Here is a 25,703-nt window from a genome sequence, read left to right as displayed (position 1 = left end):
CCGCACCACCAGAAAGAGGCACTTTTCGTGCGTAAGAACATCAAGATCACCGCAACCGCCGCCGTCTCCGCCGCCCTCGCGCTGGGCCTCACCGCCTGCGGCACGGCCTCCGACCCGGGTGCCAAGAGCGAGTCGGGCGGCAAGGCCGACGCGTCCAAGGCGCTCGTCGTCGCCGCGTCCCCGACCCCGCACGCCGACATCCTCAACTACGTCAAGGACAACCTGGCGCAGAAGGCCGGCCTGAAGCTGGAGGTCCGGGAGTTCACGGACTACGTCCTGCCGAACACCGCCACCCAGAGCGGCGAGGTCGACGCCAACTTCTTCCAGCACAAGCCGTACCTCGACGACTTCAACAAGAAGAAGGGCACCACCATCGTGCCCGTCGCCGACGTCCACCTGGAGCCGCTGGCCCTCTACTCCAAGAAGGCCAAGGACATCAAGGACATCAAGCCCGGTCAGACGGTCGCGGTGCCCAACGACACCACCAACGAGGGCCGCGCGCTCAAGCTGCTCGCGGACAACGGCCTCATCACGCTGAAGGACGGCGCCGGCCAGGACGCCAAGCTGAGCGACATCGAGGACAAGAAGGGCCTGGAGTTCAAGGAGCTGGAGGCGGCCACGCTGCCCCGCGCCCTGAACGACGTCGACGCGGCGGTCATCAACGGCAACTACGCCATCGAGGCCGACCTGGAGCCCGCGAAGGACTCGCTGGCGATCGAGAAGGCCGAAGGCAACCCGTACGCCAACTTCCTCGCGGTCAAGAAGGGCAACGAGAAGGACGCCCGGGTCGAGAAGCTCGCCGAGCTGCTCAACTCCGACGAGGTCGAGAAGTTCATCGAGGACGAGTACGCGGGCTCGATCGTGCCGGCCTTCGGCGCCGACAAGTCCTGACCTCCGTACGGTCCTTGGGACCCGAGGCCCCGCCTGCCCCGCACGGGCCGGCGGGGCCTTCGCGTCCCCGGGACGACCGCCACCCGACCATGCACACGGCAGCGATGATGCTGCATGCTGTGCTTTTACGTCCCTCACGACGGTCCACGGCATGGAGCTGCGCATGACTACCACCTTCCCGGACATCTCCATCAGCACGGACCGGCTGGTGCTGCGCCCCTTCGACGAGTCGGACATCCCCGCGCTGACCGAGATGATGAGCGACGAGATGGTGGTCGCCTGGACCGCCGCGCCGCACCCCTACACCACGCTCGACGCCGAGCGCTGGGTGCGCAGGATCGCTCCTTCGGAACGCACGCAGGGCCGCGGGATCGCCTTCGCCGTCACGGAGTTCCTCACCCAGCGGCTCGTCGGGTCGGTCCACCTCCGGCACACCGACTGGCGCACGCGCGCCACCGAGGCCGCCTACGTGACGGCTCCGTGGGCACGCGGCGAGGGATACGCCACCGAGGCCGTGCTCGCCGTCGCCCAGTGGATCTTCCGGGACCAGCGGTTCGAGCGCCTGGAGCTGCGCACGGCCGCCGACAACACCGCCTCCCAGCAGGTCGCGCAGAAGATCGGCTGCATCAGCGAGGGAGTGCTGCGCAACGCCTGGATAGCACGGACCCGCACCGAGAACGGCACCGACGGCGGCTGGACCGACATCCGTACCGACCTGATCGTGTGGAGCCTGCTCCCCGAGGATCTCGAAGGCGTGGCCGACCGGATGGCCGACGCGGGCGGTTACGGCGCGTACAACGACTGGAACTGACCTCCCGGCCGAGGCCGCCCCGCTCCGTACCGGATACGCTCACCCTGCGCGCCGCCGCAACAGCAGCCACTGCCACCCCACCCACCGCACCCCAGTGACGACTCCAGGAGACTGACAAGGATGGCCGACCGGGTCACGGTGATCGGCTGGGACGGATCGCCGCTCACCGCCGCGGCCAGGTCCGCACTCGCGGCCGCCACCCTCGTCGCGGGCGCGGGGCACCACCTGGCGCTCCCCGAGGTGCCGCCGGGCGCCGAACGCATCCGCCTCGGCAGCGTCGACCTCGCCGCCCGCCGCATCGCGGGCCACCGGGGCACCGCGGTCGTCCTCGCGGACGGAGACCCGGGCTTCTTCGGAGTCGTACGCACCCTGCGCGCACCCCAGCACGGCCTGGAGGTCGAAGTGGTGCCCGCCGTGTCCTCGGTGGCCGCCGCCTTCGCCCGCGCCGGAATGCCCTGGGACGACGCCCAGATCGTCGTGGCCCACAGCCGCACCCTGCGCCGGGCCGTCAACGTGTGCCGGGCGTACCCCAAGGTCGCCGTGCTCACCTCGCCGGGCGCCGGGCCGGCCGAACTGGCCCTGCTGCTCGACGGCGTGCACCGCACCTTCGTCATCTGCGAGGAACTGGGCACCGCCCGGGAGCAGGTCACCGTCCTGACCTCGGACAAGGCCGCCGACCACGCCTGGCGCGACCCGAACGTCGTCATCGTCATCGGCGGCTCCGCCGGCCCCGGCGGCTCCGCCGGCCAGGCGGGCGGCTGGATCGGCGGCCGCGACCCCGGCCACCCGCCCGCCGTGCGCGGCTGGGCGCTGCCGGCATCCGAGTACGGCGACCGGGAGGACGCCCGCCCCGGCCGCCCCGCGCCGGGGGAGGGCGCGTCCGCCGGGCTGCGGGCCGCCCAGCTGGCCCGCCTCGGCCCGCGCACCGGCGACCTGGTCTGGGACATCGGCTCCGGCAACGGGGCACTCGCCGTGGAAGCCGCCAGGTTCGGGGCGGCGGTCATCGCCGTCGACGCCGACCCGGACGCCTGCGGCCTCACCACGGCCGCCGCACGGCGTTTCGGCGTACAGCTCCAGGTGGTGCACGGGCGGGCCCCGTACGTCCTGGAGAACCTGCCCGAGCCCGACGTCGTCCGCATCGGCGGCGGGGGAGTGCCCGTGGTCTCCGCCTGCGCGGACCGCAGGCCCGAGCGCATCGTGACGCACGCGTCCACCCGCGACGAGGCGGAGGCGATCGGCCGGGCGCTGGCCGAGGGCGGCTACGCCGTCGAGTGCGCGCTGCTTCAGTCCGTCGAACTCGACACCGGAGCCTGGTCGGAACGCGACCGCTCGGTGGTCTTCCTCCTCTCCGGTGTCCAGGAGCGGCGCGAACCGTCGCGGTGAACCGCGTGGTGAACGGGCGGCCGGACGGTGTCCGGGACAGCGCCCCGTGATGAGGCCGCTGCACGGCGCGATGTAGGCTGGCCGATCGTTGTACCGCAGCCGGGCGTTCGGCGGTTCGTTCGCCAATGTCCGGAAAAAGGGGCCCGGTTTGGCGCTCCGTGTGGTACGGCGCAGCCGGGGGGCGCGCAACGTGGCGCAGCCCACAGCGATCCGTGGCGGGAGTTCCCGCCCTGGCGGCGCACGGCCGCGACAATGCATGGTGTCCGCGGGGCTTTCGTGCCGCGCGACAGGGACGCTCGTTAGTTGTTGAAGCGGGTGCCGGACATGCCGCGAGCGGGCGTCCCGGGCGAAGGGCCGAAGGAGCACAAGCGATGGGCGAGGGGTACGCATGACTGACACCGGCCGGGTCCCGGGCGAGGGACTGCCGGAGGACGCAGGCATGGTGGCGCAGCCGGGCATCCCCGCTCCGGAGGCGTACACCTTCCTCGAACCCTCCGAGAACGCAGCCGAGGACGACGACCTGCTCCTGATGCCGGGCGCGCAGGGCGCGTGGAGCGACCCGCAGGTCGTGCCGCCGCCGGCGCCGCAGCCCGCGCAGGAGCTGCCGCAGCAGGTGGCGCAGGCCCCGGCACCGCAGGCGGCGGCCGACTTCGAGCCGCAGCCGGCCCCCGAGGCGCAGACCGCGCCGGCCGCCCAGCCGCTGCCCCAGCCCGCGCCGCAGCCGGACGGGCCGGGCGCGCACGAGGCCGGCGGCCGTGACTCCGGTTTCGTCGACCTCAGTGCCGTACGCACCCCGCAGCCGGCCCCCGCCGCGGCCCAGGCGCCCGCGCCCGCGCGGCGTCCACTGCACCTCGGCCCGCCGGTGCCGGACGCGACCGGCGGCGTCGTACGGTCGCTGGCCGACCGCGGCCCCGCCGCCGGTGCGCCCAGCGCGCCCGTGATGCCGCAGAGCCCGGCGCCCGTACAGCAGCCCGCGCCGCAGATCACCGGCCTCGAATACCTCGACATGCCGGGGAACGAGACGGCGTCGCTGCCCGGGCCGCAGCTCGGCACGATCCCGTCGCAGGCCGCCCAGCCGTGGCCGCGGCCTCAGGAGAGCCCCGCAGAAACGGTCGCTCCGGCGGCCGTGACGCCGGAACCCGCTGCCCCCCAGCCGGCGCCGGTCGCGGAGCAGCCCGTGAGCGTCCCCGCCGAGCCGGTGGCCGTCGCTCCGGAACCCCCGGCCGCCGAGGCGCAGCAGCCTCTGCCGCCGCAGACCCCGTTCGTCCCGGTCGAGGACTCCGTCCCGGCCGAGCCGCACGCTGCCCCGGCGCCGGTTATCGAGCCGCCGGCGGAACCGGTCGCGGCCGCCCCCGAGCCGGCATCCGAGCCGACTCCAGTGCCGCAGCCCGCCGAGGCGACGGCTCCCGAGCCCGTCGAGCCGACGGCAGCGCAGGACCCCGCACCGGAACCGGCCGCAGTGGCGGCCGAACCCCAGCCGCAGCCCACCCCCGAGTCGGCCGAAGAGGCCGCCGAGCCCCAGCCGGAGCCGGTCGCGGAGGCCGCCGAGCCGCAGCCCGCCCCCGAGCCGGTGGCGGCGGTCGCGGAACCGCAGCCCGAGCCGGTGGTGACCGAGGCCCAGCCCGAGCCCGCCCCTGCCCAGGCGACGGAGCCGATCGCGGCCCCAGAGCCCGAGCCGGCCCCCGCCCCGGCGGCGGAGCCGTTCGCGCCCGAGGAACAGCGGACCGAGCCGATCCCCGCCGCCACCGAGCCCGTGGCGGAAGCCTTCGTACCGGAAGCTGCTGCTCCCGTCCTGGTGCCCGCACCGCGCGACGGCGGCCTCGCGGCGGAGCTGCCCGTACAGCCCGGCGGCCCCGCCGTGGAGCTGCCCGTACAGCAGGCCCCGGCACCGGAAGCGCCCCCTCAGCCGCAGGCAGCAGCCGAGACCGCCCCCGCCGCTCCCTCCGAGACCGCAGCCGAGACCGCGCCCGCCGCTCCGATCCAGCCCGCAGTCGAGACCGCGCCCGCCCCCGCGTCGGAGCCCGCGGCCGAGACCGCGCCCGCCGCTCCCTCCGAGCCCGCCCCCGAGCCGACGGCGGCAGCCGCCCCCGAGCAGGCTCCGGAGCCCGCCCCCGCGACCCCGGTAGCCGCTGCCACCGCACCCGCGCCGGGTTACGACGACGCCGAGCGCGAAGCGGTGCTGCGGGTGATGCGTGAGCGCCGTGACATCCGCAACGGATTCCGCGCCGACCCCATCCCGCACGAGGTGCTCCTCCGCGTCCTGGAAGCCGCGCACACCGCCCCGAGCGTCGGCCACTCCCAGCCCTGGGACTTCGTGGTCATCCGCTCGGCCGAGACCCGCCGCACGATGCACGAACTGGCGGTCCGCCAGCGCGACGCGTACGCCAAGTCGCTGCCCAAGGGCCGGGCGAAGCAGTTCAAGGAACTGAAGATCGAGGCCATCCTCGACACCCCGGTGAACATCGTCGTCACCGCCGACCCGACCCGCGGCGGCCGCCACACCCTGGGCCGCCACACCCAGCCGCAGATGGCCCCGTACTCCTCCGCGCTCGCGGTCGAGAACCTGTGGCTCGCCGCCCGCGCGGAAGGACTCGGCGTCGGCTGGGTCAGCTTCTTCGACGAGCGCGAGATGGTCCGCGCGCTGGGCCTGCCGGAGCACCTCGAAGTGGTCGCGTACCTCTGCGTCGGCTACGTCGACGAGTTCCCGGAGGAGCCCGAGCTGATGCAGGCGGGCTGGTCGAAGCGGCGCCCGCTGTCCTGGGTCGTCCACGAGGAGACGTACGGCCGCCGCGCCCTGCCGGGCGAGGAGCCGCACGACCTCCTCCAGGAAACGGTCTCCAACATCCGCCCCCTCGACGCCAAGGCGCTGGGCGAGGCGTGGGAGCGCCAGAAGCGCATGACCAAGCCGGCCGGCGCGCTCGGCATGCTGGAGATCATCTCGGCCCAGCTCAGTGGTCTCTCCCGGATGTGCCCGCCGCCGATCCCGGAGCCCGCGGCCGTAGCGATCTTCGCGGGCGACCACGGTGTGCACGCCCAGGGGGTCACGGCCTGGCCGCAGGAGGTGACCTCCCAGATGGTCGCCAACATCCTCGGCGGCGGCGCGGTCTGCAACGCCTTCGCGAGCCAGGTCGGCGCGGAGGTGTGCGTCGTGGACGTCGGCGTGGCCGGCGAACTCCCCTCGACGCCCGGCCTGCTGCCCCGCAAGGTGCGCGCCGGAACGGCCGACTTCACCACCGGGCCCGCGCTCACCCACGAGGAGGTGCTCGCCGCGATCGAGGTGGGCATCGAAACGGCGCGCGACCTGGTGGCGGCGGGCAACAAGGCCCTGGTGACCGGTGAGATGGGCATCGCCAACACCACGGTCTCGGCCGCCCTGATCGCCGTCTACACGGGTCAGGACCCGGCCGAGATCACGGGCCGGGGCACGGGCATCAACGACGAGATGCACGCCCGCAAGGTCGACGTCGTACGCCGCGCCCTGGAGCTCCACCAGCCCGACCCGGCGGACCCGATCGGCGTCCTGGCGGCGGTCGGCGGCCTCGAACACGCCGCTCTGGTCGGCTTCCTGCTCGGCGGGGCGTCGCTGCGTACGCCGGTGATCCTGGACGGCGTGAGCGCCGGAGCGGCGGCACTGGTGGCCCGCGCGATCGCCCCCGAGTCGCTGGCGGCCTGCATCGCGGGCCACCGCAGCGCGGAGCCGGGCCACGTGGCCGCCCTCAACAAGCTCGGCCTGCGCCCGCTGGTCGACCTGGACCTCCGCCTCGGCGAGGGCACCGGCGCACTGCTGGCCCTGCCGGTGGTCCAGAGCGCGGCAAGGGCGATGCACGAGGTCGCCACGTTCGACTCGGCCGGAGTCACCGAGAAGTAGTCCAGCCCCGCACCGTGCCCCTCACGCTCCGCCGCGAGGGGCACGGCCCCACCCCCGTCAACACCGCCGGCACCTCGCCACCGGGCAGCTTTCCCCGCGTAGCCCCACTGAGCCGCACCGGCCCCTGAGCCAACCGAACGCAACGCGTCGAGCAACTCGCGCCGAGCCCACAACGCTCCGCGCCACGCGACGCCACAACGCTCCACTCCACGCCGCCTCGCGCCTCCCACGTAGAGCGCGGCACCGAGCACTCCTCGCAGTACCTGGTGGGGATGGGTCGGGGCGCTCCCCGCAGGGTGTCGAACGCAACACGCCCGAACCATGCCGGTGCCGGAAAGGTTCGGCACCCGAGGAGACGCCCCGACCGGTCCCCGCCCCCAAAGCCACTGCCAGGCCCCCGGCCCGGCCCGGCACCCCCACCCCACGCACCGGCCCCTCGCTCACGCCCGGCAACCCACGCGAACCAACCCGCACCCACCGGCATCACCCGCACAAACCCACCCGCACCACCCGCACCACCCGCCAATCGCAGCGAGCCCGCACCACCCGCACCACCCGCCAAACCCGCCGGCCCCAGCCCGCCCAGCCGCCCCCACCCCCAGCCCCCAGTGACCCCGAAGCCCCCGGCCCGTAAGGTATTCGCGGGGCCCCCGAACCCCGCCCCACCAGCCGCTTCACCGTCGCAGCGGCGCAAGGCCCCCATGCCGCCGAGCGGCAGGGCCGTACAGCCGCACCCACCTCCCCGCCCCGAGGAGCCGCACGACATGAACGCGCACGCCGCCGCAGGCGACCCGTACCCCGCCTACCCCGTCGGACTCCGCCTCGCCGGGCGGCGCGTAGTCGTCATCGGTGGTGGCGAGGTGGCTCAGCGGCGACTCCCGGCGCTCATCGCGACCGGCGCCGACATCGTCCTCGTGTCCCCGACGGCCACCCCCTCGGTCGAGGCGATGGCAGAAGCGGGCGAGATCCGCTGGGAGCGCCGCCCGTACGCCGAGGGGGACCTGGCGGAGGCGTGGTACGCCCTCGTCGCGTCCACCGACGCGGCGGCCAACGCCGCCGCGTCCGCCGAGGCCGAACGCACCCGCACGTGGTGCGTCCGCTCGGACGACGCCGAGGCCGCCACCGCCTGGACCCCCGCCACCGGCCGCTCCGAGGGCGTGACCGTGGCCGTCCTGACCAGCGGCGGCCCCGACCCCCGCCGGACGGCCGCCGTGCGCGACGCCATCGTGGAGGGCCTGCGCGACGGCACCCTCGTCGCCCCCCACCACCGCACCCGCACCCCCGGCGTGGCCCTCGTCGGCGGCGGTCCCGGCGACCCGGACCTGATCACGGTCCGCGGCCGCCGCCTCCTCGCCGAGGCCGACGTCGTCATCGCGGACCGCCTCGGCCCGCGCGACCTGCTCGACGAACTCCCGCCGCACGTCGAGGTGATCGACGCCGCGAAGATCCCGTACGGCCGCTTCATGGCCCAGGAGGCCATCAACAACGCGCTGATCGAGCACGCCAAGGCGGGCAAGGCGGTCGTACGCCTCAAGGGCGGCGACCCGTACGTCTTCGGCCGCGGCATGGAAGAGGCGCAGGCGCTCGCCGAGGCCGGCATCCCGTGCACGGTGGTCCCCGGAATCTCCAGCTCCATCAGCGTGCCCGGCGCGGCCGGAATCCCCGTCACCCACCGGGGCGTCGCGCACGAGTTCACGGTGATCAGCGGCCATGTCGCCCCCGAGGACCCGCGCTCGCTCGTGGACTGGAAGGCGGTCGCGGGTCTGCGCGGCACGCTCGTGCTGCTCATGGCCGTCGAGCGGATCGGCGCGATCGCCGAGGCGCTGACGGCGTACGGCCGTTCGCCCGAGACCCCCGTGGCGATCGTCCAGGAGGGCACGATGGCCGCCCAGCGCCGCGTGGACGCGACGCTCGCGACCGTCGCGGAGACGGCCAGGGCCGAGGACGTACGCCCGCCGGCGGTCGTCGTCATCGGCGAGGTCGTCGCCGTGAACGCCCCGGCGACGACCGCGCCGCACGCGGAGTAACCTCCGGTAACCGAACCGACGCGCACCCGTTGGCACCCCATCCAGGACAAGGCAGTATCACCCTGTGGCCGATCTCATCACCATCGACGATCCCGACGACCCGCGCCTGAGCGACTACACGGGCCTGACCGACGTCGAACTGAGGCGCAGGCGCGAGCCCGCCGAGGGCCTCTTCATCGCCGAGGGCGAGAAGGTCATCCGGCGGGCCAAGCACGCCGGGTACGAGATGCGGTCGATGCTGCTCTCCGCGAAGTGGGTCGACGTGATGCGCGACGTCATCGACGAGGTCCCGGCTCCGGTGTACGCCGTGAGCCCGGACCTCGCCGAACGCGTCACCGGCTACCACGTGCACCGCGGCGCCCTGGCCTCGATGCAGCGCAAGCCGCTGCCGACGGCCAGGGACCTGCTCGCGAGCGCCCGGCGGGTCGTCGTCATGGAAGCGGTGAACGACCACACCAACATCGGCGCGATCTTCCGCAGCGCCGCCGCGCTCGGCATGGACGCCGTGCTGCTCTCCCCGGACAGCGCCGACCCGCTCTACCGCAGGTCGGTCAAGGTCTCCATGGGCGCGGTGTTCTCGGTGCCGTACGCGCGCCTGGAGTCCTGGCCCAAGGACCTGGAGCAGGTACGCGAGGCGGGCTTCAGGCTCCTCGCGCTGACCCCGGACGAGAAGGCCTCGGTCATCGACGACGCGGCCCCGCACCGCCTGGACCGGGTGGCCCTGATGCTCGGCGCGGAGGGCGACGGCCTGTCCAGGCAGGCGCTCGTCGCCGCCGACGAGTGGGTCCGCATCCCGATGGCCCACGGAGTGGACTCGCTGAACGTGGGCGCGGCCGCCGCCGTCGCCTTCTACGCGGTGGCGACGGGCCGCCCGAAGCCCTGACCCGGGCCCCCACCGCGCACGCCGCCCACCGAGCCCCGGAGCCCGCGTGCGCCCAGGACGCGGCGCCGGCCCTACGGGGCCCCGCCAGCCCCACCGGTGACAGAGGCGCGGGCACCGGACACGCGCCCGGGAGACAGCGGGCCGTCCGGCCACCTCCGTGGCCGAAGCTCCGCCCCCGGCGTGCCTGACGAAAGGCCGGCGCACCGCACCGCACCGCCACGCGTCCGGCACAGCGCCGCCGCCCGGCCGGCCGCGCCTCACAACGCCTGTGGTCCCTCCTGGCCGGGACGCCGGTCCACGTCGGTCGTCACGCCGAGACTTCTGGCCGGCCCCTGGCACCCCTGTGCCGCCGCGATCCCCAGCGCCACCAGCAGCGTCACCACGACGAAGACGACGAGGCGCTGCCGCAGCAGCCTGGGGTTCGCCGGACGCCGCCCGGCCGACGTCGTCCTGGTCCCCGGCCTCGTCCCCGGCCTGGTGCCGGGCCGCCCGTTCGTCCGGTCGCCGGAACGCGTCGTACCGCGCCCGGCCGACGGCCGTGAACCGGGCCGAGGCGTCGTCGCGCGCGGCGCGTGCCCACGCGGCGACGCGGGCGTCCCCGCCGTACGCCCCCGCTCGGTGTCCTGGTCGGCGTACCGCTCGGCGAGCCGTCCGGTCGGCCGGTCGTGATCGACGCGGGGGTGGGGCGTCCGGGCCTCGCCGATGCCCTGCGCCTCCCGGGCGGCGATCTCCTTGAGCCGCATGGAGAGCTGGAGGGTACTGGGGCGCTCCTCCGGATCCTTGGCGAGGCAGGCCCGCACCAGCGGCGCGAGGGCGTCCGGCACCCCGTACAGCTGCGGCTCCTCGTGCACCACGCGGTACAGCATGACCTCGGAACTGCCCTGTCCGAAGGGGGAGTCGGCGGTCGCCGCGTACGCCAGCGTGGCGCCCAGCGCGAACACGTCCGTGGCGGGCGTGACCGCCGCGCCGCGCACCTGCTCAGGGGCGAGGAAGCCGGGGGAGCCGACAGCGGTGCCGACATGGGTGAGGGTGCTCGCGCCGGTCGCCCAGGCGATGCCGAAGTCGATGATCCGCGGGCCCTTGGGGGACAGGAGGATGTTCGACGGCTTCAGGTCGCGGTGGACGACACCGGCCTCGTGCACGGCCAGCAGGCCCTCCGACAGTGCCGCGCCGATGGAGGCCACCTCGGAGGCGATCAGCGGCCCTTCCTCGGCCACCTTGTCGTGCAACGAGGGCCCGGGGACGTACTGGGTCGCGAACCAGGGCCGGTCCGCCTCCAGGTCGGCGGCGACCAGCCGGGCCGTACAGCCGCCGCGGATCCGCCGCGCCGCGGACACCTCGCGCGCGAACCGCGATCTGAATTCCTGGTCCTCCGCCAGATCGGGACGGATGACCTTCAGCGCGACGCGCTGGCCGCGCCGGTCGGAGCCCAGGTAGACGACCCCCATGCCGCCCGCCCCGAGCCGCCGGTGAAGCCTGAACGAGCCGACGACACGCGGGTCCTCGCGCCGGAGCCGCATCATCGCCATGTCCGTCCCCTACCTCTGGTGGGGCCTCCCCCACCCCGCTGCTGACCGGTCCGTTCGACGTCGCACAGCTTACGTACCTGCGGCCCGGTGTGCTCATAGGCCGCGCCCTCCCGAACCGATCGATTGTCAGTGCCGGGTGGGAAACTTGAGGAGTGGTCAGGGGGCGGCCGATCCGCCGTCCCCGGCCCGTGCGAGATCTCAATGGTCCGTCGCAGAAGGGGGATTGGATCAATGAAGGGCGATCGCGTGGAGATAGTGGTCGACGCGGGAGACACGACCCGTACGTACGAAGTGGTGGCCAGCCGGGCAGGCCGGCGGGTGGAGACAGCGGTCCGCAGGGGAGTGGTGGAAGTGAGCGAAGTCACCCGCAGCGGCTCCGTGGTACGCACGGCGCGCTTCATGGCGACCAGGGTGCTGGCCCTGGTCGAACAGCCGGTCCCCAGGGAGGACGACTCGGAGCGGTCCTGAGGCCGCGTACTCCCGGGGGCGTCCCCTCCGGGAAGACCCCGGGAGACAGCGCCGTCTCTCCACCCTGGGGAGTACGCCGCGGTGCGTCCGCTCATCCTCGGGGAGGCCCGGCAATCAGTACGCGGGCATGACGCCGGGGTGGTGAGGCGCGCCTAGTGTTGAGGTCAAGCGGCGGGTGAAGCACTCGTCCCCCGAGGTCAGACACCCGCCGCTGCCAACACACGACAGGAGAGGGACCATGGCGGACACGGCATCGCGCACGATGATCCGTACGCAGGGACGCAGGGCGTTCACCGCGTTCGGCGGCCGTCCGTCCGGCACGCGCCACCCGCTGGTGGCGACGGCCATGGTCCTTCCCCTCGCGGCGCTGCTCGTCGTCCTCTTCGGAGGCTGGGAAGCAGTGGTCACCCAGGCGTCGTCCGTGGGCGTGATGCTCGGGCGCTGAGCGGCGCCCACGGCCCGGTAGAGCGGACCGGTCCAGGACATCCGGCCATTTTCACTACCCCGTGGGGACGGGGGTGCGGCGGACGACTGCGTTTGCCCGGACAGCTGGGGAGCTGTCCGGGCAACGCCTTTTTCCCACCGGCACCGGGCGGCAGGCACCGACCAGGACCGGTGGCCGCCCCCGCCGCCGCCCCCTGCCGGAGGCGGCCGCAGACGCCGTCGCCATCCCGCGCCGGCGCCCCGCGCAGCGTGGGCGGACCTGCCTCCCAGCCCCCTGCCGACGTGCTGCCGAACGACTCCGGAATCGGAGCGGTTCGTCCGCCTCGGGCGCACTCGGCTTCCTCTCTCCCGGCCGTCAAGGCCAGCCTGCGGCCGGCGCTCACCACACAGCCACCTGATCGCCCAGCAGTACGGGCACCCGCCCCGGCCGCGCGAGCGCGTGGCCTCGATCGCGGCTCCGGCCGCCCGCTCCGTCGTGCGCCCAGCAGGCGGTGCGTACCGCCGGAGCGACCGAGCAGCCCCGCACGGCGCTCACCGCCCAGCCACCTCGCAGGCGGTGCGTACCGCCGAAGCGACCGAGCAGCCCCGCACGGCGCTCACACGTCCACCTCGCAGGGGAGGCGTACCGCCGGAGCGACCGAGCAGCCCCGCACGGCGCTCACCGCCCAGACACCCGATCCGCCCAGCAGTACGGGCAACCGGCCCGCCGCGCAGCGCGTAGGCTCCCGGGCGGCACCGCGCGCCGTGCCCGCGCGGAACGCACCGCACCGCCCGCACCGCACAGAACCCCGGGGGAGTCCGTGACCGTATCCGTCGCGCAGGCGCTGACCGCCGTCGCGCACGCCGCCGAACCCGCGTCACAGGTATCACCCGCGCCCTCGTCCCAAGCCCTCCCACCCACCCTCCCCGCCTCCCGAACCGCCTCCATCCCCTGCGCCTGCCCCCGCCCCGACGTGCTGGCCGACAGGCCGGACGGTACGGTCGTGCGCCACGGCGGCATCGTCGCCAAGGCCCACGCCCCCGGCACCGACCCCGCCGCCCTCGCCACCCGGATCGCCGCCGCGGCGCACCCCCTGCTGACCGGCGTGCTCCTGTCGCCCCTCCCCGTACCGGCGTCGCCGAAGGGCAGCCTCTTCACCACCGAGTCGCACGGCCGGCCCCTGTCCCTGTGGCCGTACGGAACACCGGTCGATCCCGAGGACCCCGACGCCGCCCCCTGGGAGGAGGCCGCGGCGCTCCTCGCCCGGCTGCACGCCGTCGCTCCGGCCGCGCTGCGACTCCCCGCGCCGCTTCCGCCCATGCGCGGCCCCGCGAAGGCCGCCCGCGCCGTCGCACGCATGCGTGCGACGGGCCCGCATCCCTCCACCGCCGCCACGGCCGTGCTCCGCGCCTGGGCCGGGCTGCCCGCCTGGGCCCGCGACGAGGCCCCGGCCCCGCACGGTCGCGCGGCCCTGTGCCACGGCGACCTGCACCTCGGCCAACTGGTCCGCGACCCGGCAGGCCCTCCGGCCGCGAACCGCTGGCTGCTGATCGATGTGGACGACATGGGGGTCGGGGACCCCGCCTGGGACCTGGCCCGCCCTGCGGCCTGGTACGCCGCGGGCCTGCTCGCGCCGGAGGTGTGGGCCCGCTTCCTGGGCGCGTACCGGGCAGCGGGCGGCACGGCCGTACGCTCCGACGGTGATCCCTGGCCCCAACTCGATGTGCCCGCCCGCGCCCTGACCGTTCAGACCGCCGCCCTCGCCCTCGCGAAGGCAGCGGCCGGGAACCGGCCGCTGGACGAGGTGGAGGAACTGGTCGTCGCGTCCTGCTCCCGTATCGCCGCCCTGCCGCCCGAGTTGGAGTGCGAAGCCACGCCGTAGGGTGAACGGACCATCGCCGGGCATGCATTCCGGCGATGCCCAACCGACGGCGAGGAGTTGACCCGACCATGCAGTGTCCCAAGTGTCACGCGGCGATGCACACGTACAACCGCAACGGTGTCCAGATCGAGCAGTGCAGCGGATGCCGCGGCATATTTCTCGACTACGGCGAGCTGGAGGCCCTGACCCGCCTGGAGTCGCAGTGGACCCACCAGGCGCCGCCCCCGCCGCCGGCCCAGCAGGGCTACCCCGCCGCGCCCGCACCCGCCTGGGGCGCGCCGCAGCACGGCCACCACGGCGGGCACCACGGTGGCCACCACGGCGGGCACCACCAGAAGGGCTTCGGCCGGATGCTCTTCTCGTCCTGACCACGGGCACAGGGGCAGCGGGTCGGCCCCCGCCCGAACGCACACGAAGAAGCCCCCGGCCGTCGTCCCGGCCGGGGGCTTCCTCCTGATGGTGCGCGATACTGGGATTGAACCAGTGACCTCTTCCGTGTCAGGGAAGCGCTCTCCCGCTGAGCTAATCGCGCGGGGTTCATTCAGTTGATCTTGCGGTGCCGCAGACTGCGTGCGCGATACTGGGATTGAACCAGTGACCTCTTCCGTGTCAGGGAAGCGCTCTCCCGCTGAGCTAATCGCGCGGGACGGACACCCGTTTCCGGGGTTCCAGTGGACGATACTGGGATTGAACCAGTGACCTCTTCCGTGTCAGGGAAGCGCTCTCCCGCTGAGCTAATCGTCCTTGGAGGTGGAGACGGGATTTGAACCCGTGTAGACGGCTTTGCAGGCCGTTGCCTCGCCTCTCGGCCACTCCACCAGGAGTGCAATGACGGGGGTTCGGGAAGATCCCCCACACCGAGCGGACGACGAGATTCGAACTCGCGACCCTCACCTTGGCAAGGTGATGCTCTACCAACTGAGCCACGTCCGCTTGTCTTACCGGGGCGTTCCTGTCCCGGCGACGTGTTGAACTCTAGCGGATTCCGGGGCCAGTACAAAAACGCGTTTGTGCAGCGTGCTGCGCTGCCTCCGCCCCGGCGCAGGTCACCGCGGCCCGCTCTACACTCGGGGCCGTGCACGACCTTCCCCCTTTGGCCCGCTTCGGCGGCCTTGTCGCCTCCGATCTGCGCGATGTGACCAGCGATCCCGCCGCACTCGACTCCGCCGGCTTCTGGGCCGTGACCGCGGACTTCGAGGGCGGCCTGGTGTGCGCCCGCTTCGGCGACGTACGCACCGAGCCGGTCCCCGCCCCGGTCCCCGGCGCCTGGCACGGGCCCGCGGCCGGTGACTGGGCGTCGTCGATGGACCGCGCCGCGTACACGGCGGGCGTGCGCCGCATCCGTGAGCACATAGCCGCCGGCGAGGTCTACCAGGCCAACCTGTGCCGCGTCCTGACGGCGCCGCTGCCCGACCGCGCCGGCGCGCGTGCCGACGTGGACGCGCTCACCGCACTGCTCGCGCGCGGCAACCCGGCGCCGTACGCGGGAACGATCCGGCTGCCCGCGCACGGCGTCGAGATAGCCACCGCGTCCCCCGAGCTCTACCTGCGGCGCGACGGGCGGACCGTGGAGTCCGGGCCCATCAAGGGCACCGGCCGGACGGCCGGTGATCTGCTGGAGAAGGACCACGCCGAGAACGTGATGATCGTGGACCTGGTCCGCAACGACCTGGGACGGGTGGCCGTGCCGGGTTCCGTGACCGTGCCGGAACTGTGCGTGGTCGAACCGCACCCCGGCCTCGTCCACCTCGTCTCCACCGTCCGCGCCGAACTCGCGCCCCGGGCCGGCTGGGCCGGACTGCTCGCCGCGACGTTCCCGCCCGGCTCGGTCACCGGCGCCCCCAAGTCGAGCGCGCTCACGATCATCGAGGCGCTGGAGACGGCGCCGCGCGGCCCGTACTGCGGAGGCGTCGGCTGGGTGGACGCCGACCGGGGGACCGGCGAGCTGGCCGTCGGCATACGCACCTTCTGGATCGACCGCACCCTCCCCGGCGGCCCCGTCCTGCGTTTCGGCACGGGCGCGGGCATCACCTGGGGCTCGGACCCCGAACGCGAGTGGGCGGAGACCGAACTCAAAGCCTCCCGGCTGCTCGCGGTAGCGTCGGGAACGTACCGGGAGACGGGAAGGACCGCGTCATGAAACTCTGGGTCGACGGCGGGCTGCGCGATGCGGCGACCGCCAGGGTGTCCGTATTCGATCACGGGCTGACCGTGGGCGACGGCATCTTCGAAACCGTGAAGGCGACCGCCGGGCGGACCTTCGCCCTCACCCGGCACCTGGACCGGCTCGCCCGCTCGGCGCGCGGACTCGGGCTGCCCGAGCCCGACCTCGACGAGGTGCGCCGCGCCTGCGCCGCCGTGGTGGAGGCCAACTCCATGGCGCTCGGCCGGCTGCGGATCACGTACACCGGCGGCCTGTCACCGCTCGGCTCGGAGCGGGGGGACACCGGTCCCACCCTGGTCGTCGCCCTCGGGGAGGCCGCCCGCCGCCCCGACAGCACCGCCGTGATCACCGTCCCCTGGACGCGCAACGAACGCGGCGCGCTCACCGGCCTCAAGACCACGTCGTACGCCGAGAACGTCGTCGCACTGGCCCGCGCCCGGGAACAGGGCGCGTCCGAGGCGCTGTTCGCCAACACCGTCGGACAGCTCTGCGAGGGGACCGGCTCCAACGTCTTCGTCGTGCTCGGCGGCCGGCTGCTCACCCCGCCGGTCTCCTCCGGGTGCCTGGCCGGCATCACCCGCGCCCTGGCCGTGGAGTGGACGGGCGCCGAGGAGGCCGACCTTCCGCTCGACGCGCTGGAGCGGGCCGACGAGGTCTTCCTGACCTCCACGCTGCGCGACGTGCAGGCGGTTCACCGGGTCGACGGCCGCCAACTGCCGGGTGCGCCGGGCCCGGTGACGGCCAAGGCGATGCGCGTCTTCGACGAGCGGGCCGCTTCGGACCTCGACCCGTAGGCCCGCCGGGCAGCCGCCGGGCCCACGGGGATGACGGGGGGCCCTCCGGCGGGTAGAACTCCCCTGATGACCACGACTCTGCGGCCGACAGCGCCGCTTCAGCAGGGCGCCGACGGCGCGAGGTCACGTACGTACGACGTGTGCGTGAACAGCCGCCCGGTCGGTGTCGTCGAGCTGTCCGCCGACCCTCCCGCCGGTGGCGCGGGCGGCGTCGGCCGGATCGCCGCACTCGCCGTCGACGAGGCCGACCGGCGCCGGGGCAGGGCCACGGTCGCCGCGCTCGCCGCCGAGGAGGTGCTGCGCGGCTGGGGCTGCCGCCAGGTGGAGATCGCCGTCCCGGCCGGCGCGGCGGCGGCGCTCCGGCTGGCCGCCGCCCTCGGCTACACCGAGCGCCGCCGCATCATGACCAAGGCCCTGCCCGCCCGGCCGCCCGCGCTGCCCGAGGGCGTCGTGGGGCGGCCGATGACGGAGGGGGAGTTCGACACCTGGCTCGCCCACACCAAGGTGGGGTACGTCCGGACGCTGACCTCCCGCGGCTGGTCCGAGGAGGCGGCGCGGGCCAAGTCCGAGGCCGACCACGCGGCCGCGCTCGCCGAGGGGGCCGCCACCCCGGACGCCTACCTGGGCGCCCTGGAACGCGGCGGCGCGGTGGTGGGGACGCTCTGGCTGGCGCTGCGGCACCCGCACCCCGGGCAGGCCGGGGCGTACGTCTTCGACGTCGAGGTGGCCGACGCGCACCGGGGCCAGGGGCTCGGGCGCGCGCTGCTGCTGCTCGCCGAGCGCCAGGCGCTGGCGGCCGGGCTCGACCGCATGGGACTCAACGTCTACGCGGACAACACCCCGGCGCTGCGGCTGTACGAGTCGCTGGGCTACGAGCCGGTGACGTACCACCTGCACAAGCCCCTGCTCTGAGGCCGGCGCCGACCGCCGGTCCGGGGCCGGCTCGGGAGCCGGCCGCCGGCCGCCGGTTCAGGCGAGCAGGCGGTCGACGATCTCCTCGACGCGCTCGCGCAGCCCTGCCTGGCTTTTGCCGCCGTTCAGCCGCTCGCCGTCGATCACGTACGTCGGCGTCCCGGTGACGCCGATGGCCCTGCCCTCGGCCTCGTCGGCGTCGACGATCAGCAGGTGCCTGCCGTCGATCAGGGCGGTGTCGAACTCCTCGGCGTCCAGGCCGAGTCCGGCGGCCACCTCCAGCAGCAGGGGCTCCCCCTTGGCCGCCAGTTCCTCGTTGCGCGCGAGCACCGCCTCCACGTACGGCCAGCCCTTGCCCTGGTCGACGGCCTCCTCGGCGGCCTGCGCGGCGGCGTAGGCGTGCTTGTGCTTCTCGAGGGGGAAGTGGCGCAGGCGTACGTCGAGACGGTCGCCGTAGCGCTCGCGCAGGGCGCGCACGTCGTCCAGGGCGGCGTGGCAGTCGGGGCACTGGAGCTCGCACCAGACGTCGAGGACGACGGGGCGGGCGGGAGAGGAGTCGCTCATGGGGCCAGTCTTCCAGTCCGGCGGTCGCGCCCCCAACCGGGACCTGGGGAGGAGCGCGCCCCCGAGATCTCCCTGACGTCGAGCGCGGGCGTGGCCCGGGCGGCGCCCGCAGGTGCAGGATGGAGGGGAACGCACACCCTGGGGTTGGAGGACCGGATGCTGGCAGAGACCGTCTGTTCCGCTGTGTCCGCGGCCGGTCTGGGCATCGCCGCGATCACCGCGTACCGCAAGCGCTTCCTCGCCGCGACGCGCATCGCCGCGTACGCGCTCGTGCCGGTGGGCCTGGTGATGACCGGCGTTGTCGAGTGGCTTTCGGGCATCGCCTTCAAACCGCAGGTCTGGCTCGGGTTCGGCGTGCTGGCCCTGTCCTGGCTGCTCTTCACGGCGGCCAGGGCGGCCGAGCGCCGCGCCGGCGGCACCCGCAAGGAACGCAGGGCCGCGCGTGCGGCGCGGCGTGAGGCGGTCGCCCCGCAGGCCGCGGCGCCGTCGCTCGGCGCGGGGACCCCGTCGGCCGCACGGCAGCAGCAGCCTCCGCCCGCGGCGGCGAAGGGCCGGGGCGACGACTTCAGCGACATCGAGGCCATTCTGAAGAAGCACGGCATCTGACGGCGGCGCGGCATCCGGCCGGCGGCGGCGCGTTTCGGACCGCGGCTTCGTGGGGGCGCGGCGCGTACGGGCGGTTCCGCGGCTTGTGGTTCCGCGGCGTGTGAAGGCAAAGCTGCAACTCGGACACCGAAGTGATCACCAGCGGATCGCGTATGGCCAAGAACCGGCGAACTGCTGGTCAGGGTGGGCGTGTTGGTCGTCGGGGGTGGCCGGCCTGCGTCATCATCGGCCCGAGATGCTCGACACATCCCGGGGCGAAGCCCCCGCACCCACCGAAGAACCGCGCGGCTGCCTCTTCGCGCTCTCCCAGCCACCCCTGATGATCTTCCTCGGGGTGATCGGCTTCCTGCTCCTGATGGCCGCGATGCACGACCTCTTCCTGCTGTGAGACGGGGCCGGCCGGGGTGTCCCGGTGCGCACCCGCGTCCGGCGCGTCAGCCCGCCGCTTCCCTGCGCCGGGCCCGGTACGCCGCCACGTGCAGCCGGTTCCCGCAGGTGCGGCTGTCGCAGTAGCGGCGGGACCGGTTGCGCGACAGGTCGACGAAGGCCCGCCGGCAGTCCGGCGCCTCGCAGCGGCGCAGCCGCTCCTGCTCGCCCGAGACCACGAGGAAGGCCAGCGCCATCCCGCAGTCCGCCGCGAGGTGGTCGGCGACCGAGGCGCCCGGGGCGAAGTAGTGCACGTGCCAGTCGAAGCCGTCGTGGTCGGTGAGCCGGGGCGTGGTGCCGGCCGCCGCCACGAGCTGGTTGATGAGTTCGGCGCAGGTGCGGGGGTCCTGCGCCGCGAACACCTCCGCGAAGCGGCCTCGCACATCCCGTACGGCCCCCAGGTCCGCCTCCGTGAGCGTTCCCACGTCGCTGAACTGGTGGAGCCGTACGAAGCCGTACAGCGCCTCGATGTCGGCGAGCCGGTCGTCGCCGCGCTCGCTCTGGTCGCTCTCCGGCGCGGTGTTCACCAGTTCGACGACGACGTCGAGCGCGCGCCGGGTGTCGTGGGGGATCAGCACGATTCGCTCCCTGGCCTGCTGCGGGCGGGCGCCCGCAGATGCCGGTCGACTTTAGCGGCTCGCGCCGGGAGCGCACCGGCGCCGTCCCCGCGGTGGAATCCGCGGAGACGGCGCCGGCGTGTGCCGTATGCAGTTGTCCGCCCCTCGCCGTCGCCCCGAGTCGGACGGCGCTGGGTGGCTCTCGGCCTGGCTCAGTTCTCCGCCAGGATGTGTGAGAGTTCCGTGTCGAGATCGAAGTGGCGGTGCTCGGTGCCCGGTGGGACCGCGGCGTCCGTCCGCTTCAGGAACGATTCCAGGGCCCGCGCCGGGGCTTCGAGCAGGGCCTCTCCTTCGGGGGAGCTCAGGGCGATGCAGACGACGCCCTGGCCGTGACTGCGGGACGGCCAGACTCTGACGTCTCCGGTTCCGGTGGGCCGGTGCAGGCCCTCGGCGAGGAGATCGCGGGCGAACACCCACTCGACGGTTTCCTCGGCTCCGGTGTGGAAGGTGGCATGCACGGCGTAGGGATCGGCCGTGTCATACCGCAGGCCCGCGGGTACAGGCAGTGATGACTCGCTCGACACTACGAGGCGCAGGTGCAGCTCGCAGCTGACCGTGGTGTTCATAAGCGCCAGGGCCTTTCGCTCAGTGTGCGCTCGGGGATTCGCACGTCGGCGAAATCGACATGCCACCTACGGTGTCGTTGTAAACCCCTCTGACCTTTTTGCGGCTCTTCAGGTACCTCGTACGGCGGAGTGACACTTGATGCAGTACGACCTTTCCGGCCGCGCGATCAGTTCCGGTAGGTTGGACGCATGAATGCGGAGAGTAACGAGCGGGAGGAAGCCGCCGACCCGGCGGTCGCAGAGCCCGCCACGGGGGGCGCGACGGGGGGCGAGCGGGAGCTGGGCTCGCGCGCGCCGCAGGTCGTCAAGCGCTATCGCACGCTGCACCTGAGCTGGCAGGTCGGGGTCTTCGTCATCGGCCTGGCGGTCGTGGCGGCGGGCGTGGTCATGCTGCCGCTGCCCGGACCGGGGTGGCTGGTGATCTTCGGCGGCATGGCGATCTGGGCCACCGAGTTCGTCTGGGCCCAGCTGGTGCTGCGCTGGACGAAGCGGAAGGTCACCGAGGCGGCGCAGAAGGCGCTCGACCCGAGGGTCCGGCGGCGCAACATGATCCTGACGACGATCGGCCTGGTGATCGTCGCCGTGCTGGTTGCGATCTACGTGTGGAAGTTCGGCGCGGCGATGCCGTGGAACATCGACGAGTGACCGGAAAACGGTTCGGGGGACCCGCTGACATGGGGTAATGTTTGCGGAGCGCCGGGGCGATTAGCTCAGTGGGAGAGCGCTTCGTTCACACCGAAGAGGTCACTGGTTCGAACCCAGTATCGCCCACCCGGACCGAAGGCCCGGAAGACGAGAGTCTTCCGGGCCTTCGGCGTTCCCGGCCGCCTCCGCGAGCTCCGCGGCCGGGGACGGCCCTGCCCTCAGCGCATCCGGCCCAGGGCGTCCCGCAGCCGGCGCGCGTCGCGCAGCCGCTGCTCGTACGTCGCCCCGACGCCCAGCAGCAGCAGACCGGCGAGGGCGGGCGGCAGCCAGCGGGGGAGTACGCCGACGACCTGGACGACGTACGGCGCCAGCTCGTGCAGGGCGACCAGGGCGAGGGCGGCGGAGCCGAGCACCAGCAGCGCCTGGAGCCGGTGCCGCGCGCCCGTCAGCGTCACGGCCAGCGCCGCCGCCCCGAGCAGCAGCGGCCGCAGCCAGTGCGGGTCGCCCCAGACCGCGATCACGCTCGGCAGGAAGGTCGCGGCGAGACCGGGCCCGTACGCCGTCCAGGAGGACGCCCGGGTGTCGCGCCGCCGCCGCAGCACGCCGATCACCAGGGCCGGCACGGTGACCGGCAGCGTGTACGCCTCGGGCGTCACCACGTCCGAGGCGCCGAGGCGGACCCACGTGGCCAGCACGAGGAGGACGGCCGCCGCGTACCCGACGGGCCGGCGGTCGGCCCGTACGGCGGTGCCGGCGGCGATCAGCCCGCACAGGGCCAGGACCAGCGCCAGCGTGGGAGCGTCACCGACCGCGAGGCCGATCGCGAGCAGGCCGGCGGCGGCGCCCGACACTTCGAGGGGAAGTCCGGTGACGTGCCCGCGGATGCGGGCGGCGAGTACGGCGGCCACCGCCGGCACGGTGAGGACCAGCAGCGCGGCCCGGTGCGGCGGGAGCGCAAGCGAGGCGGCGCAGGCGCCGGCCAGCCCGGTGGCGTACACGACGGCCGCCGCGGCCGACACCGCCGGTACGACCGGGCCCCGGGCGAGAACGGCCGAGGCGCCGAAGAGCGCCGCCATGAGGCCGAGCACGGCGAACGTCGAGCCCCGTTCCGCGAGCGACAGCAGCGAGAGGGTGGAGGCCGACGCGAGCGCGCAGGCGAGCGCGGTCAGCGGCAGGGGCGCGCGGGGTCCCGCCGCGCCGGTCAGGGCCGGACGCACCGCCGGTACGAGGAGGGCGGCGGTCAGCAGGGCGTGGACCACCAGCGCCGCCGGGTGGCCGAGGTCCAGGGCGGCCGGGGCGGTGTACGCCGCCGACCAGGCCAGGGCCACGGCGGCGCAGACCGCCGGGGTGCGCCAGGCGGGCCCCGGCGCGGTCGCGCGGTGGGCCGCCGCCGCGACGGCGGCCACGGTCAGCAGGACCAGCGGGGCGGTGGCCGACCCGGCCCAGGGGTACGTCGGGGACAGCGCCTCGCGGACGCCGGCCGGCGCCCCGGACCACGCGTGCCCGGCCCGGGCGGCCGGGCCCAGCAGCGTGACGGCGGCCGGCGGCAGCGCCCACAGGAGCCCCAGGGCCAGCACGGCCCCGGACGCACCGGCTGCCCCCAGGGCCATGGGGCGCGGCAGACTCAGGCGTACGACGGCCAGCAGCGCCACCGCGCACAGCACGTACGCGGGCACGGCCCAGGCGTCCGGCAGGGCCGGCCGCAGAACCCCGGCGAAGGCGGCCGTCACGGCGAGGCCGGCCACGGCCGAGGACATCAGGGCGTGCGTGGCGACCGGCTCAGGGCGCTCCGGCGCGGTCGGCCGCGGCGGGGCGGCCGGGCCCTGCGGCGCGGGCTCGCCGGCGTGCGACGCCGTGGCTCCGCCGCCGGACGCCCGCACGTGGGCCACGGGCGCGGTGCGCCAGGCGGCGAACACCGCCAGGGCGGCGACCGCGAGCAGTGTCGCGCCCGGCCGCAGCGCGGCGGCCGGATCCGCCGCCGTCAGGGACATCGCACCGGCGCCGAGCAGCGCCGCTGTACCCGTGAGCCAGGCCGCGACGGCCGCCGTCGGCCGGACCGCGCGCCCCGGGCCCCACAGCGCCACGACGACGTCGAGCGCGGCCGTCGCCAGCAGCGCCCAGGTGAGGCCGAGGGCGCCCGCGTCCACCGCCGTCGCCCAGAGCACGAAGGGGAACTGAGCGGTGATCAGCGCCGCGGGCAGCGGCAGGCGCAGGCGGCCCAGGGCCAGGCCGTACGCCGTCCAGAGCGCCGCGAGCGCCGCCGAGCAGCCCGCCGCGTACGCGAGACCGTCCGTGCCCGGCAGCGCCACGCGGTGCAGGGCGTACGCGTCGAGCACCGTGAGGGCGAGGCCGAGCGCGCCCACCGACTCGGCGGTCGACACGAGCCCGCGGCGCAGCAGCAGCGCCGGCGCGGCCAGTGCCAGCGCGGTGACGGCGGCCAGCACGGCGGAGCGGCCGCCGATGCCCAGGTACCCCCAGCTGACCAGGGTGAAGGCGATGGCGGCGATCGTCAGCAGGATGCCGCCGAGCGTGAGCAGCACGTTCTGCGCGCCGCGCGGCGAGGCGTCCCGCGGGGCGGCCGGCGGGAAGGGGTGCGGCGGGTGCTGGGGGCGCTGCTGGGCGGCGGCCTGCTGCAGGACGCCGATCAGCCAGGCCCTGCGGGCCAGCAGTTGGGCGCGACGGGCGTCGAGCAGGCCCAGTTCGCGGTCGAGGATCACCAGTTCCTCGGCGGGCGGTGGCGCGTTCTCCATGGTCAGGAGTGTGGCGGGCGGCACACTCCGCGACATGGGTTCGGGTACTCAGATCGGTGAGTGAGTACGCCGGGCGGGCAGACTCCACGCATGGACTGGAGTCACTACCGCTTCCACAGCGTGTGGGACCTGCCCGCCGCTCCCGGCGAGGTCTACACGGCCCTCGAACAGGTCGACGCGTACCCGCGCTGGTGGCCGCAGGTGCGGGGGGTGACCCGCCTCGACGACAGCACCGGCATCGTCCGGATCCGTTCCGTCCTGCCGTACGAACTGGTCGTCACCGTGCGCGAGAAGCGGCGGGCGCCGCGCGACGGCGTCCTGGAGGTGACCCTGACCGGAGACATGGACGGCTGGGCGCGGTGGACCGTGCGGCCGCACGGGGCAGCAGGCACCCGCGCCGTCTACGACCAGGAAGTGGACGTCCGCAAGAAGCTGGTGCGCCGCCTCGCCGTTCCCGGGCGTCCCTTCCTGGTCGCCAACCACGCGCTGATGATGCGCGGCGGGCGGCGCGCGCTGGCGGCCGCACTCGCGGTTTGAACCGGAGCCGCCGGGGGTTGTATGGTTCAGTCCGTTCCCGGGCGATTAGCTCAGTGGGAGAGCGCTTCGTTCACACCGAAGAGGTCACTGGTTCGAAACCAGTATCGCCCACCCGGGGAAGGCCGGTCCGTCACCGACGGACCGGCTTTTTCGTGCCCGGACCTCCCGTGCGCCGGGGGCTCAGGCGGCTGCCGCGGGGATCTCGGGGCGCAGGGGCCAGGCCGTACTGACCGTTTCCTCGGAGCCGTTGCGCGCGAACCACGCCTGAAGGCCGCGCGCCTGGGCCGCGTGCCACACCGCCTGGAGGGAGTGCAGCTCCGCGGGGGAGAGCCGCTCCAGACGGGCGGCGAAACGGCGGCCGAGCGCGCGGACGAGCTCCAGCGAGGCCGTCGCGTCGGCGGCCGCGTCGTGCGCGCCGTCCAGCTCCACCTCGTACTGCGCGCACAGGTCGGTGAGCGTACGCCGGCCCTTGCGGTAGCGGTCCAGATGCTTGTCCAGGACGCGCGGATCCAGCACGCACAGCGGGCGGCTGTCCAGATAGCGCGTCAGCGACGACGCGCGGTGGCGCCGCAGCTCACGGTCGAGCAGCGTCAGGTCGAACGGCGCGTTCATGACCACCAGCGGCCGGCGGGCGATGCTCTGCTCGGCGAGGCACCTGGCTATCTCCTCCATGACGGGCGCGGGCCAGCGGCCGTTGCGCTGGAGGTGACCGTCCGTCAAACCGTGTATCGCGGAAGCCTCGGCGGGCACCGGGATGCCCGGATTCACCAGCCAGCGCGTCACCCGCACCCGCCCGCCCGGCGCGTCCTGCACGACCAGCGCGGCGGACACGATGCGGTCCTCCTCGACGTCCACCCCCGTCGTCTCCGTGTCGAACGCGGCGAGGGGCCCTTCGTACCAGCACGTCATGTCGAACTCCTCTTGCTCCCGTGGCAGATGGCGTGCGTCCCCTGCCC

At 74.3% G+C, this 25,703-nt stretch carries 23 protein-coding genes and 7 tRNA genes; 19 read left to right on the top strand and 11 right to left on the bottom strand.

What is annotated here, in order from left to right:
- The first annotated feature begins 27 nt into the window (after positions 1-27).
- The 6 genes from ACWGH0_RS13650 to ACWGH0_RS13625 all read left to right on the top strand — a co-directional run bounded on the left by ACWGH0_RS13650 (position 28) and on the right by ACWGH0_RS13625 (position 9,863).
- Complete coding sequence (locus ACWGH0_RS13650; RefSeq protein WP_453404338.1) at positions 28-891, top strand: MetQ/NlpA family ABC transporter substrate-binding protein; 864 nt, start codon at positions 28-30, stop codon at positions 889-891.
- A gap of 163 nt (positions 892-1,054) precedes the next feature.
- Positions 1,055-1,702: a GNAT family N-acetyltransferase gene (locus ACWGH0_RS13645; protein ID WP_453404337.1), complete on the top strand. Its 648-nt coding sequence runs from the start codon at positions 1,055-1,057 to the stop codon at positions 1,700-1,702.
- Between the two features lie 120 nt (positions 1,703-1,822).
- A complete protein-coding gene (cbiE, locus tag ACWGH0_RS13640) occupies positions 1,823-3,085 on the top strand; it encodes a precorrin-6y C5,15-methyltransferase (decarboxylating) subunit CbiE (protein WP_453404336.1) in 1,263 nt (420 codons plus the stop codon).
- Between the two features lie 388 nt (positions 3,086-3,473).
- The gene (gene cobT / locus ACWGH0_RS13635) at positions 3,474-6,953 is read left to right on the top strand and encodes a nicotinate-nucleotide--dimethylbenzimidazole phosphoribosyltransferase (protein ID WP_453404335.1); all 3,480 of its coding nucleotides are present in this window, start codon (positions 3,474-3,476) and stop codon (positions 6,951-6,953) included.
- A gap of 764 nt (positions 6,954-7,717) precedes the next feature.
- A complete protein-coding gene (gene cobA / locus ACWGH0_RS13630; protein ID WP_453404334.1) occupies positions 7,718-8,980 on the top strand; it encodes a uroporphyrinogen-III C-methyltransferase in 1,263 nt (420 codons plus the stop codon).
- Positions 8,981-9,044: 64 nt separating this feature from the next.
- Entirely contained in the window at positions 9,045-9,863 is an 819-nt protein-coding gene (locus tag ACWGH0_RS13625) for a TrmH family RNA methyltransferase (RefSeq protein WP_453404333.1), read from the top strand.
- 257 nt (positions 9,864-10,120) lie between these two features.
- Here the strand turns inward: ACWGH0_RS13625 and ACWGH0_RS13620 are convergent, their stop codons facing one another.
- Positions 10,121-11,392, bottom strand: a complete 1,272-nt coding sequence (locus ACWGH0_RS13620) for a serine/threonine-protein kinase (protein WP_453404332.1) — start codon at positions 11,390-11,392, stop codon at positions 10,121-10,123.
- Between the two features lie 231 nt (positions 11,393-11,623).
- On the opposite strand from ACWGH0_RS13620, the gene ACWGH0_RS13615 reads away from it, so the two are divergent.
- The 4 genes from ACWGH0_RS13615 (at position 11,624) to ACWGH0_RS13600 (ending at position 14,534) form a co-directional block, all read left to right on the top strand.
- On the top strand, positions 11,624-11,860 hold the full coding sequence (locus tag ACWGH0_RS13615; RefSeq protein ID WP_453404331.1) for a hypothetical protein: 237 nt from the start codon (positions 11,624-11,626) through the stop codon (positions 11,858-11,860).
- Between the two features lie 238 nt (positions 11,861-12,098).
- Positions 12,099-12,305 carry a hypothetical protein gene (locus ACWGH0_RS13610; RefSeq protein WP_453404330.1) on the top strand — a complete coding sequence of 69 codons (207 nt, stop codon included), beginning with the start codon at positions 12,099-12,101 and terminating at the stop codon, positions 12,303-12,305.
- Positions 12,306-13,128: 823 nt separating this feature from the next.
- A complete protein-coding gene (locus tag ACWGH0_RS13605) occupies positions 13,129-14,166 on the top strand; it encodes a phosphotransferase family protein (RefSeq protein WP_453404389.1) in 1,038 nt (345 codons plus the stop codon).
- Between the two features lie 68 nt (positions 14,167-14,234).
- Complete coding sequence (locus tag ACWGH0_RS13600) at positions 14,235-14,534, top strand: TFIIB-type zinc ribbon-containing protein (protein ID WP_453404329.1); 300 nt, start codon at positions 14,235-14,237, stop codon at positions 14,532-14,534.
- Between the two features lie 89 nt (positions 14,535-14,623).
- Here ACWGH0_RS13600 and ACWGH0_RS13595 read toward each other — a convergent pair.
- From ACWGH0_RS13595 to ACWGH0_RS13575, 5 genes are all read right to left on the bottom strand, one after another.
- Positions 14,624-14,698: transfer RNA gene (locus tag ACWGH0_RS13595), tRNA-Val, on the bottom strand.
- Between the two features lie 39 nt (positions 14,699-14,737).
- Positions 14,738-14,809 (bottom strand) — tRNA-Val (locus ACWGH0_RS13590).
- Between the two features lie 29 nt (positions 14,810-14,838).
- Positions 14,839-14,910 (bottom strand) — tRNA-Val (locus ACWGH0_RS13585).
- A 1-nt stretch (position 14,911) separates the two neighbouring features.
- Positions 14,912-14,985: transfer RNA gene (locus ACWGH0_RS13580), tRNA-Cys, on the bottom strand.
- Between the two features lie 41 nt (positions 14,986-15,026).
- A tRNA-Gly gene (locus ACWGH0_RS13575) sits at positions 15,027-15,099 on the bottom strand.
- Between the two features lie 142 nt (positions 15,100-15,241).
- On the opposite strand from ACWGH0_RS13575, the gene ACWGH0_RS13570 reads away from it, so the two are divergent.
- The 3 genes from ACWGH0_RS13570 (at position 15,242) to ACWGH0_RS13560 (ending at position 18,036) form a co-directional block, all read left to right on the top strand.
- Entirely contained in the window at positions 15,242-16,306 is a 1,065-nt protein-coding gene (locus ACWGH0_RS13570) for a chorismate-binding protein (RefSeq protein ID WP_453404328.1), read from the top strand.
- On the top strand, positions 16,303-17,124 hold the full coding sequence (locus ACWGH0_RS13565; RefSeq protein WP_453404327.1) for an aminotransferase class IV: 822 nt from the start codon (positions 16,303-16,305) through the stop codon (positions 17,122-17,124). The genes ACWGH0_RS13570 and ACWGH0_RS13565 overlap by 4 nt, the downstream gene beginning before the upstream one ends.
- Positions 17,125-17,190: 66 nt before the next feature.
- Positions 17,191-18,036 carry an N-acetyltransferase family protein gene (locus tag ACWGH0_RS13560; RefSeq protein ID WP_453404326.1) on the top strand — a complete coding sequence of 282 codons (846 nt, stop codon included), beginning with the start codon at positions 17,191-17,193 and terminating at the stop codon, positions 18,034-18,036.
- Positions 18,037-18,093: 57 nt separating this feature from the next.
- Here the strand turns inward: ACWGH0_RS13560 and ACWGH0_RS13555 are convergent, their stop codons facing one another.
- Entirely contained in the window at positions 18,094-18,600 is a 507-nt protein-coding gene (locus ACWGH0_RS13555; protein ID WP_453404325.1) for a DsbA family protein, read from the bottom strand.
- A 156-nt stretch (positions 18,601-18,756) separates the two neighbouring features.
- On the opposite strand from ACWGH0_RS13555, the gene ACWGH0_RS13550 reads away from it, so the two are divergent.
- Both ACWGH0_RS13550 and ACWGH0_RS13545 read left to right on the top strand, forming a co-directional pair.
- The gene (locus tag ACWGH0_RS13550; RefSeq protein ID WP_453404324.1) at positions 18,757-19,206 is read left to right on the top strand and encodes a hypothetical protein; all 450 of its coding nucleotides are present in this window, start codon (positions 18,757-18,759) and stop codon (positions 19,204-19,206) included.
- A gap of 235 nt (positions 19,207-19,441) precedes the next feature.
- Complete coding sequence (locus ACWGH0_RS13545; protein ID WP_167368049.1) at positions 19,442-19,594, top strand: hypothetical protein; 153 nt, start codon at positions 19,442-19,444, stop codon at positions 19,592-19,594.
- Between the two features lie 46 nt (positions 19,595-19,640).
- On the opposite strand, the gene ACWGH0_RS13540 is transcribed toward ACWGH0_RS13545, so the two are convergent.
- Positions 19,641-20,210 carry a CGNR zinc finger domain-containing protein gene (locus ACWGH0_RS13540; RefSeq protein ID WP_453404323.1) on the bottom strand — a complete coding sequence of 190 codons (570 nt, stop codon included), beginning with the start codon at positions 20,208-20,210 and terminating at the stop codon, positions 19,641-19,643.
- A 191-nt stretch (positions 20,211-20,401) separates the two neighbouring features.
- The gene (locus ACWGH0_RS13535; RefSeq protein WP_003987206.1) at positions 20,402-20,815 is read right to left on the bottom strand and encodes an SsgA family sporulation/cell division regulator; all 414 of its coding nucleotides are present in this window, start codon (positions 20,813-20,815) and stop codon (positions 20,402-20,404) included.
- Between the two features lie 189 nt (positions 20,816-21,004).
- Between ACWGH0_RS13535 and ACWGH0_RS13530 the strand changes: the two genes are divergently transcribed.
- Together ACWGH0_RS13530 and ACWGH0_RS13525 are read left to right on the top strand one after the other, a co-directional pair.
- Positions 21,005-21,460 (top strand): TIGR02611 family protein, encoded by a 456-nt coding sequence (locus ACWGH0_RS13530; protein ID WP_453404322.1) that lies wholly within the window; start codon positions 21,005-21,007, stop codon positions 21,458-21,460.
- Between the two features lie 54 nt (positions 21,461-21,514).
- Positions 21,515-21,586 (top strand) — tRNA-Val (locus tag ACWGH0_RS13525).
- Positions 21,587-21,678: 92 nt separating this feature from the next.
- Here the strand turns inward: ACWGH0_RS13525 and ACWGH0_RS13520 are convergent.
- Positions 21,679-24,210 carry an SCO7613 C-terminal domain-containing membrane protein gene (locus ACWGH0_RS13520; protein ID WP_453404321.1) on the bottom strand — a complete coding sequence of 844 codons (2,532 nt, stop codon included), beginning with the start codon at positions 24,208-24,210 and terminating at the stop codon, positions 21,679-21,681.
- A 90-nt stretch (positions 24,211-24,300) separates the two neighbouring features.
- Between ACWGH0_RS13520 and ACWGH0_RS13515 the strand changes: the two genes are divergently transcribed.
- Together ACWGH0_RS13515 and ACWGH0_RS13510 are read left to right on the top strand one after the other, a co-directional pair.
- On the top strand, positions 24,301-24,747 hold the full coding sequence (locus tag ACWGH0_RS13515) for an SRPBCC family protein (RefSeq protein ID WP_453404320.1): 447 nt from the start codon (positions 24,301-24,303) through the stop codon (positions 24,745-24,747).
- A gap of 39 nt (positions 24,748-24,786) precedes the next feature.
- A tRNA-Val gene (locus ACWGH0_RS13510) sits at positions 24,787-24,858 on the top strand.
- Between the two features lie 69 nt (positions 24,859-24,927).
- Here ACWGH0_RS13510 and ACWGH0_RS13505 read toward each other — a convergent pair.
- Positions 24,928-25,656: an exonuclease domain-containing protein gene (locus ACWGH0_RS13505; RefSeq protein ID WP_453404319.1), complete on the bottom strand. Its 729-nt coding sequence runs from the start codon at positions 25,654-25,656 to the stop codon at positions 24,928-24,930.
- Between the last annotated feature and the right edge of the window lie 47 nt (positions 25,657-25,703).

The sequence above is a fragment of the Streptomyces sp. NPDC054887 genome, assembly GCF_053610585.1.
This window is presented reverse-complemented; position numbering and strand designations above follow the sequence as displayed.

What these genes read in the sequence shown, in the direction of transcription:
- ACWGH0_RS13645 (WP_453404337.1), top strand. Translation starts at nt 1,055, where the DNA reads ATGACTACCACCTTCCCGGACATCTCCATCAGCACGGACCGGCTGGTG.
- cbiE (WP_453404336.1), top strand. Translation starts at nt 1,823, where the DNA reads ATGGCCGACCGGGTCACGGTGATCGGCTGGGACGGATCGCCGCTCACC.
- cobT (WP_453404335.1), top strand. Translation starts at nt 3,474, where the DNA reads ATGACTGACACCGGCCGGGTCCCGGGCGAGGGACTGCCGGAGGACGCA.
- cobA (WP_453404334.1), top strand. Translation starts at nt 7,718, where the DNA reads ATGAACGCGCACGCCGCCGCAGGCGACCCGTACCCCGCCTACCCCGTC.
- ACWGH0_RS13620 (WP_453404332.1), bottom strand. Translation starts at nt 11,392, where the DNA reads ATGGCGATGATGCGGCTCCGGCGCGAGGACCCGCGTGTCGTCGGCTCG.
- ACWGH0_RS13615 (WP_453404331.1), top strand. Translation starts at nt 11,624, where the DNA reads ATGAAGGGCGATCGCGTGGAGATAGTGGTCGACGCGGGAGACACGACC.
- ACWGH0_RS13610 (WP_453404330.1), top strand. Translation starts at nt 12,099, where the DNA reads ATGGCGGACACGGCATCGCGCACGATGATCCGTACGCAGGGACGCAGG.
- ACWGH0_RS13600 (WP_453404329.1), top strand. Translation starts at nt 14,235, where the DNA reads ATGCAGTGTCCCAAGTGTCACGCGGCGATGCACACGTACAACCGCAAC.
- ACWGH0_RS13565 (WP_453404327.1), top strand. Translation starts at nt 16,303, where the DNA reads ATGAAACTCTGGGTCGACGGCGGGCTGCGCGATGCGGCGACCGCCAGG.
- ACWGH0_RS13560 (WP_453404326.1), top strand. Translation starts at nt 17,191, where the DNA reads ATGACCACGACTCTGCGGCCGACAGCGCCGCTTCAGCAGGGCGCCGAC.
- ACWGH0_RS13555 (WP_453404325.1), bottom strand. Translation starts at nt 18,600, where the DNA reads ATGAGCGACTCCTCTCCCGCCCGCCCCGTCGTCCTCGACGTCTGGTGC.
- ACWGH0_RS13550 (WP_453404324.1), top strand. Translation starts at nt 18,757, where the DNA reads ATGCTGGCAGAGACCGTCTGTTCCGCTGTGTCCGCGGCCGGTCTGGGC.
- ACWGH0_RS13545 (WP_167368049.1), top strand. Translation starts at nt 19,442, where the DNA reads ATGCTCGACACATCCCGGGGCGAAGCCCCCGCACCCACCGAAGAACCG.
- ACWGH0_RS13535 (WP_003987206.1), bottom strand. Translation starts at nt 20,815, where the DNA reads ATGAACACCACGGTCAGCTGCGAGCTGCACCTGCGCCTCGTAGTGTCG.
- ACWGH0_RS13530 (WP_453404322.1), top strand. Translation starts at nt 21,005, where the DNA reads ATGAATGCGGAGAGTAACGAGCGGGAGGAAGCCGCCGACCCGGCGGTC.
- ACWGH0_RS13520 (WP_453404321.1), bottom strand. Translation starts at nt 24,210, where the DNA reads ATGGAGAACGCGCCACCGCCCGCCGAGGAACTGGTGATCCTCGACCGC.
- ACWGH0_RS13515 (WP_453404320.1), top strand. Translation starts at nt 24,301, where the DNA reads ATGGACTGGAGTCACTACCGCTTCCACAGCGTGTGGGACCTGCCCGCC.
- ACWGH0_RS13505 (WP_453404319.1), bottom strand. Translation starts at nt 25,656, where the DNA reads ATGACGTGCTGGTACGAAGGGCCCCTCGCCGCGTTCGACACGGAGACG.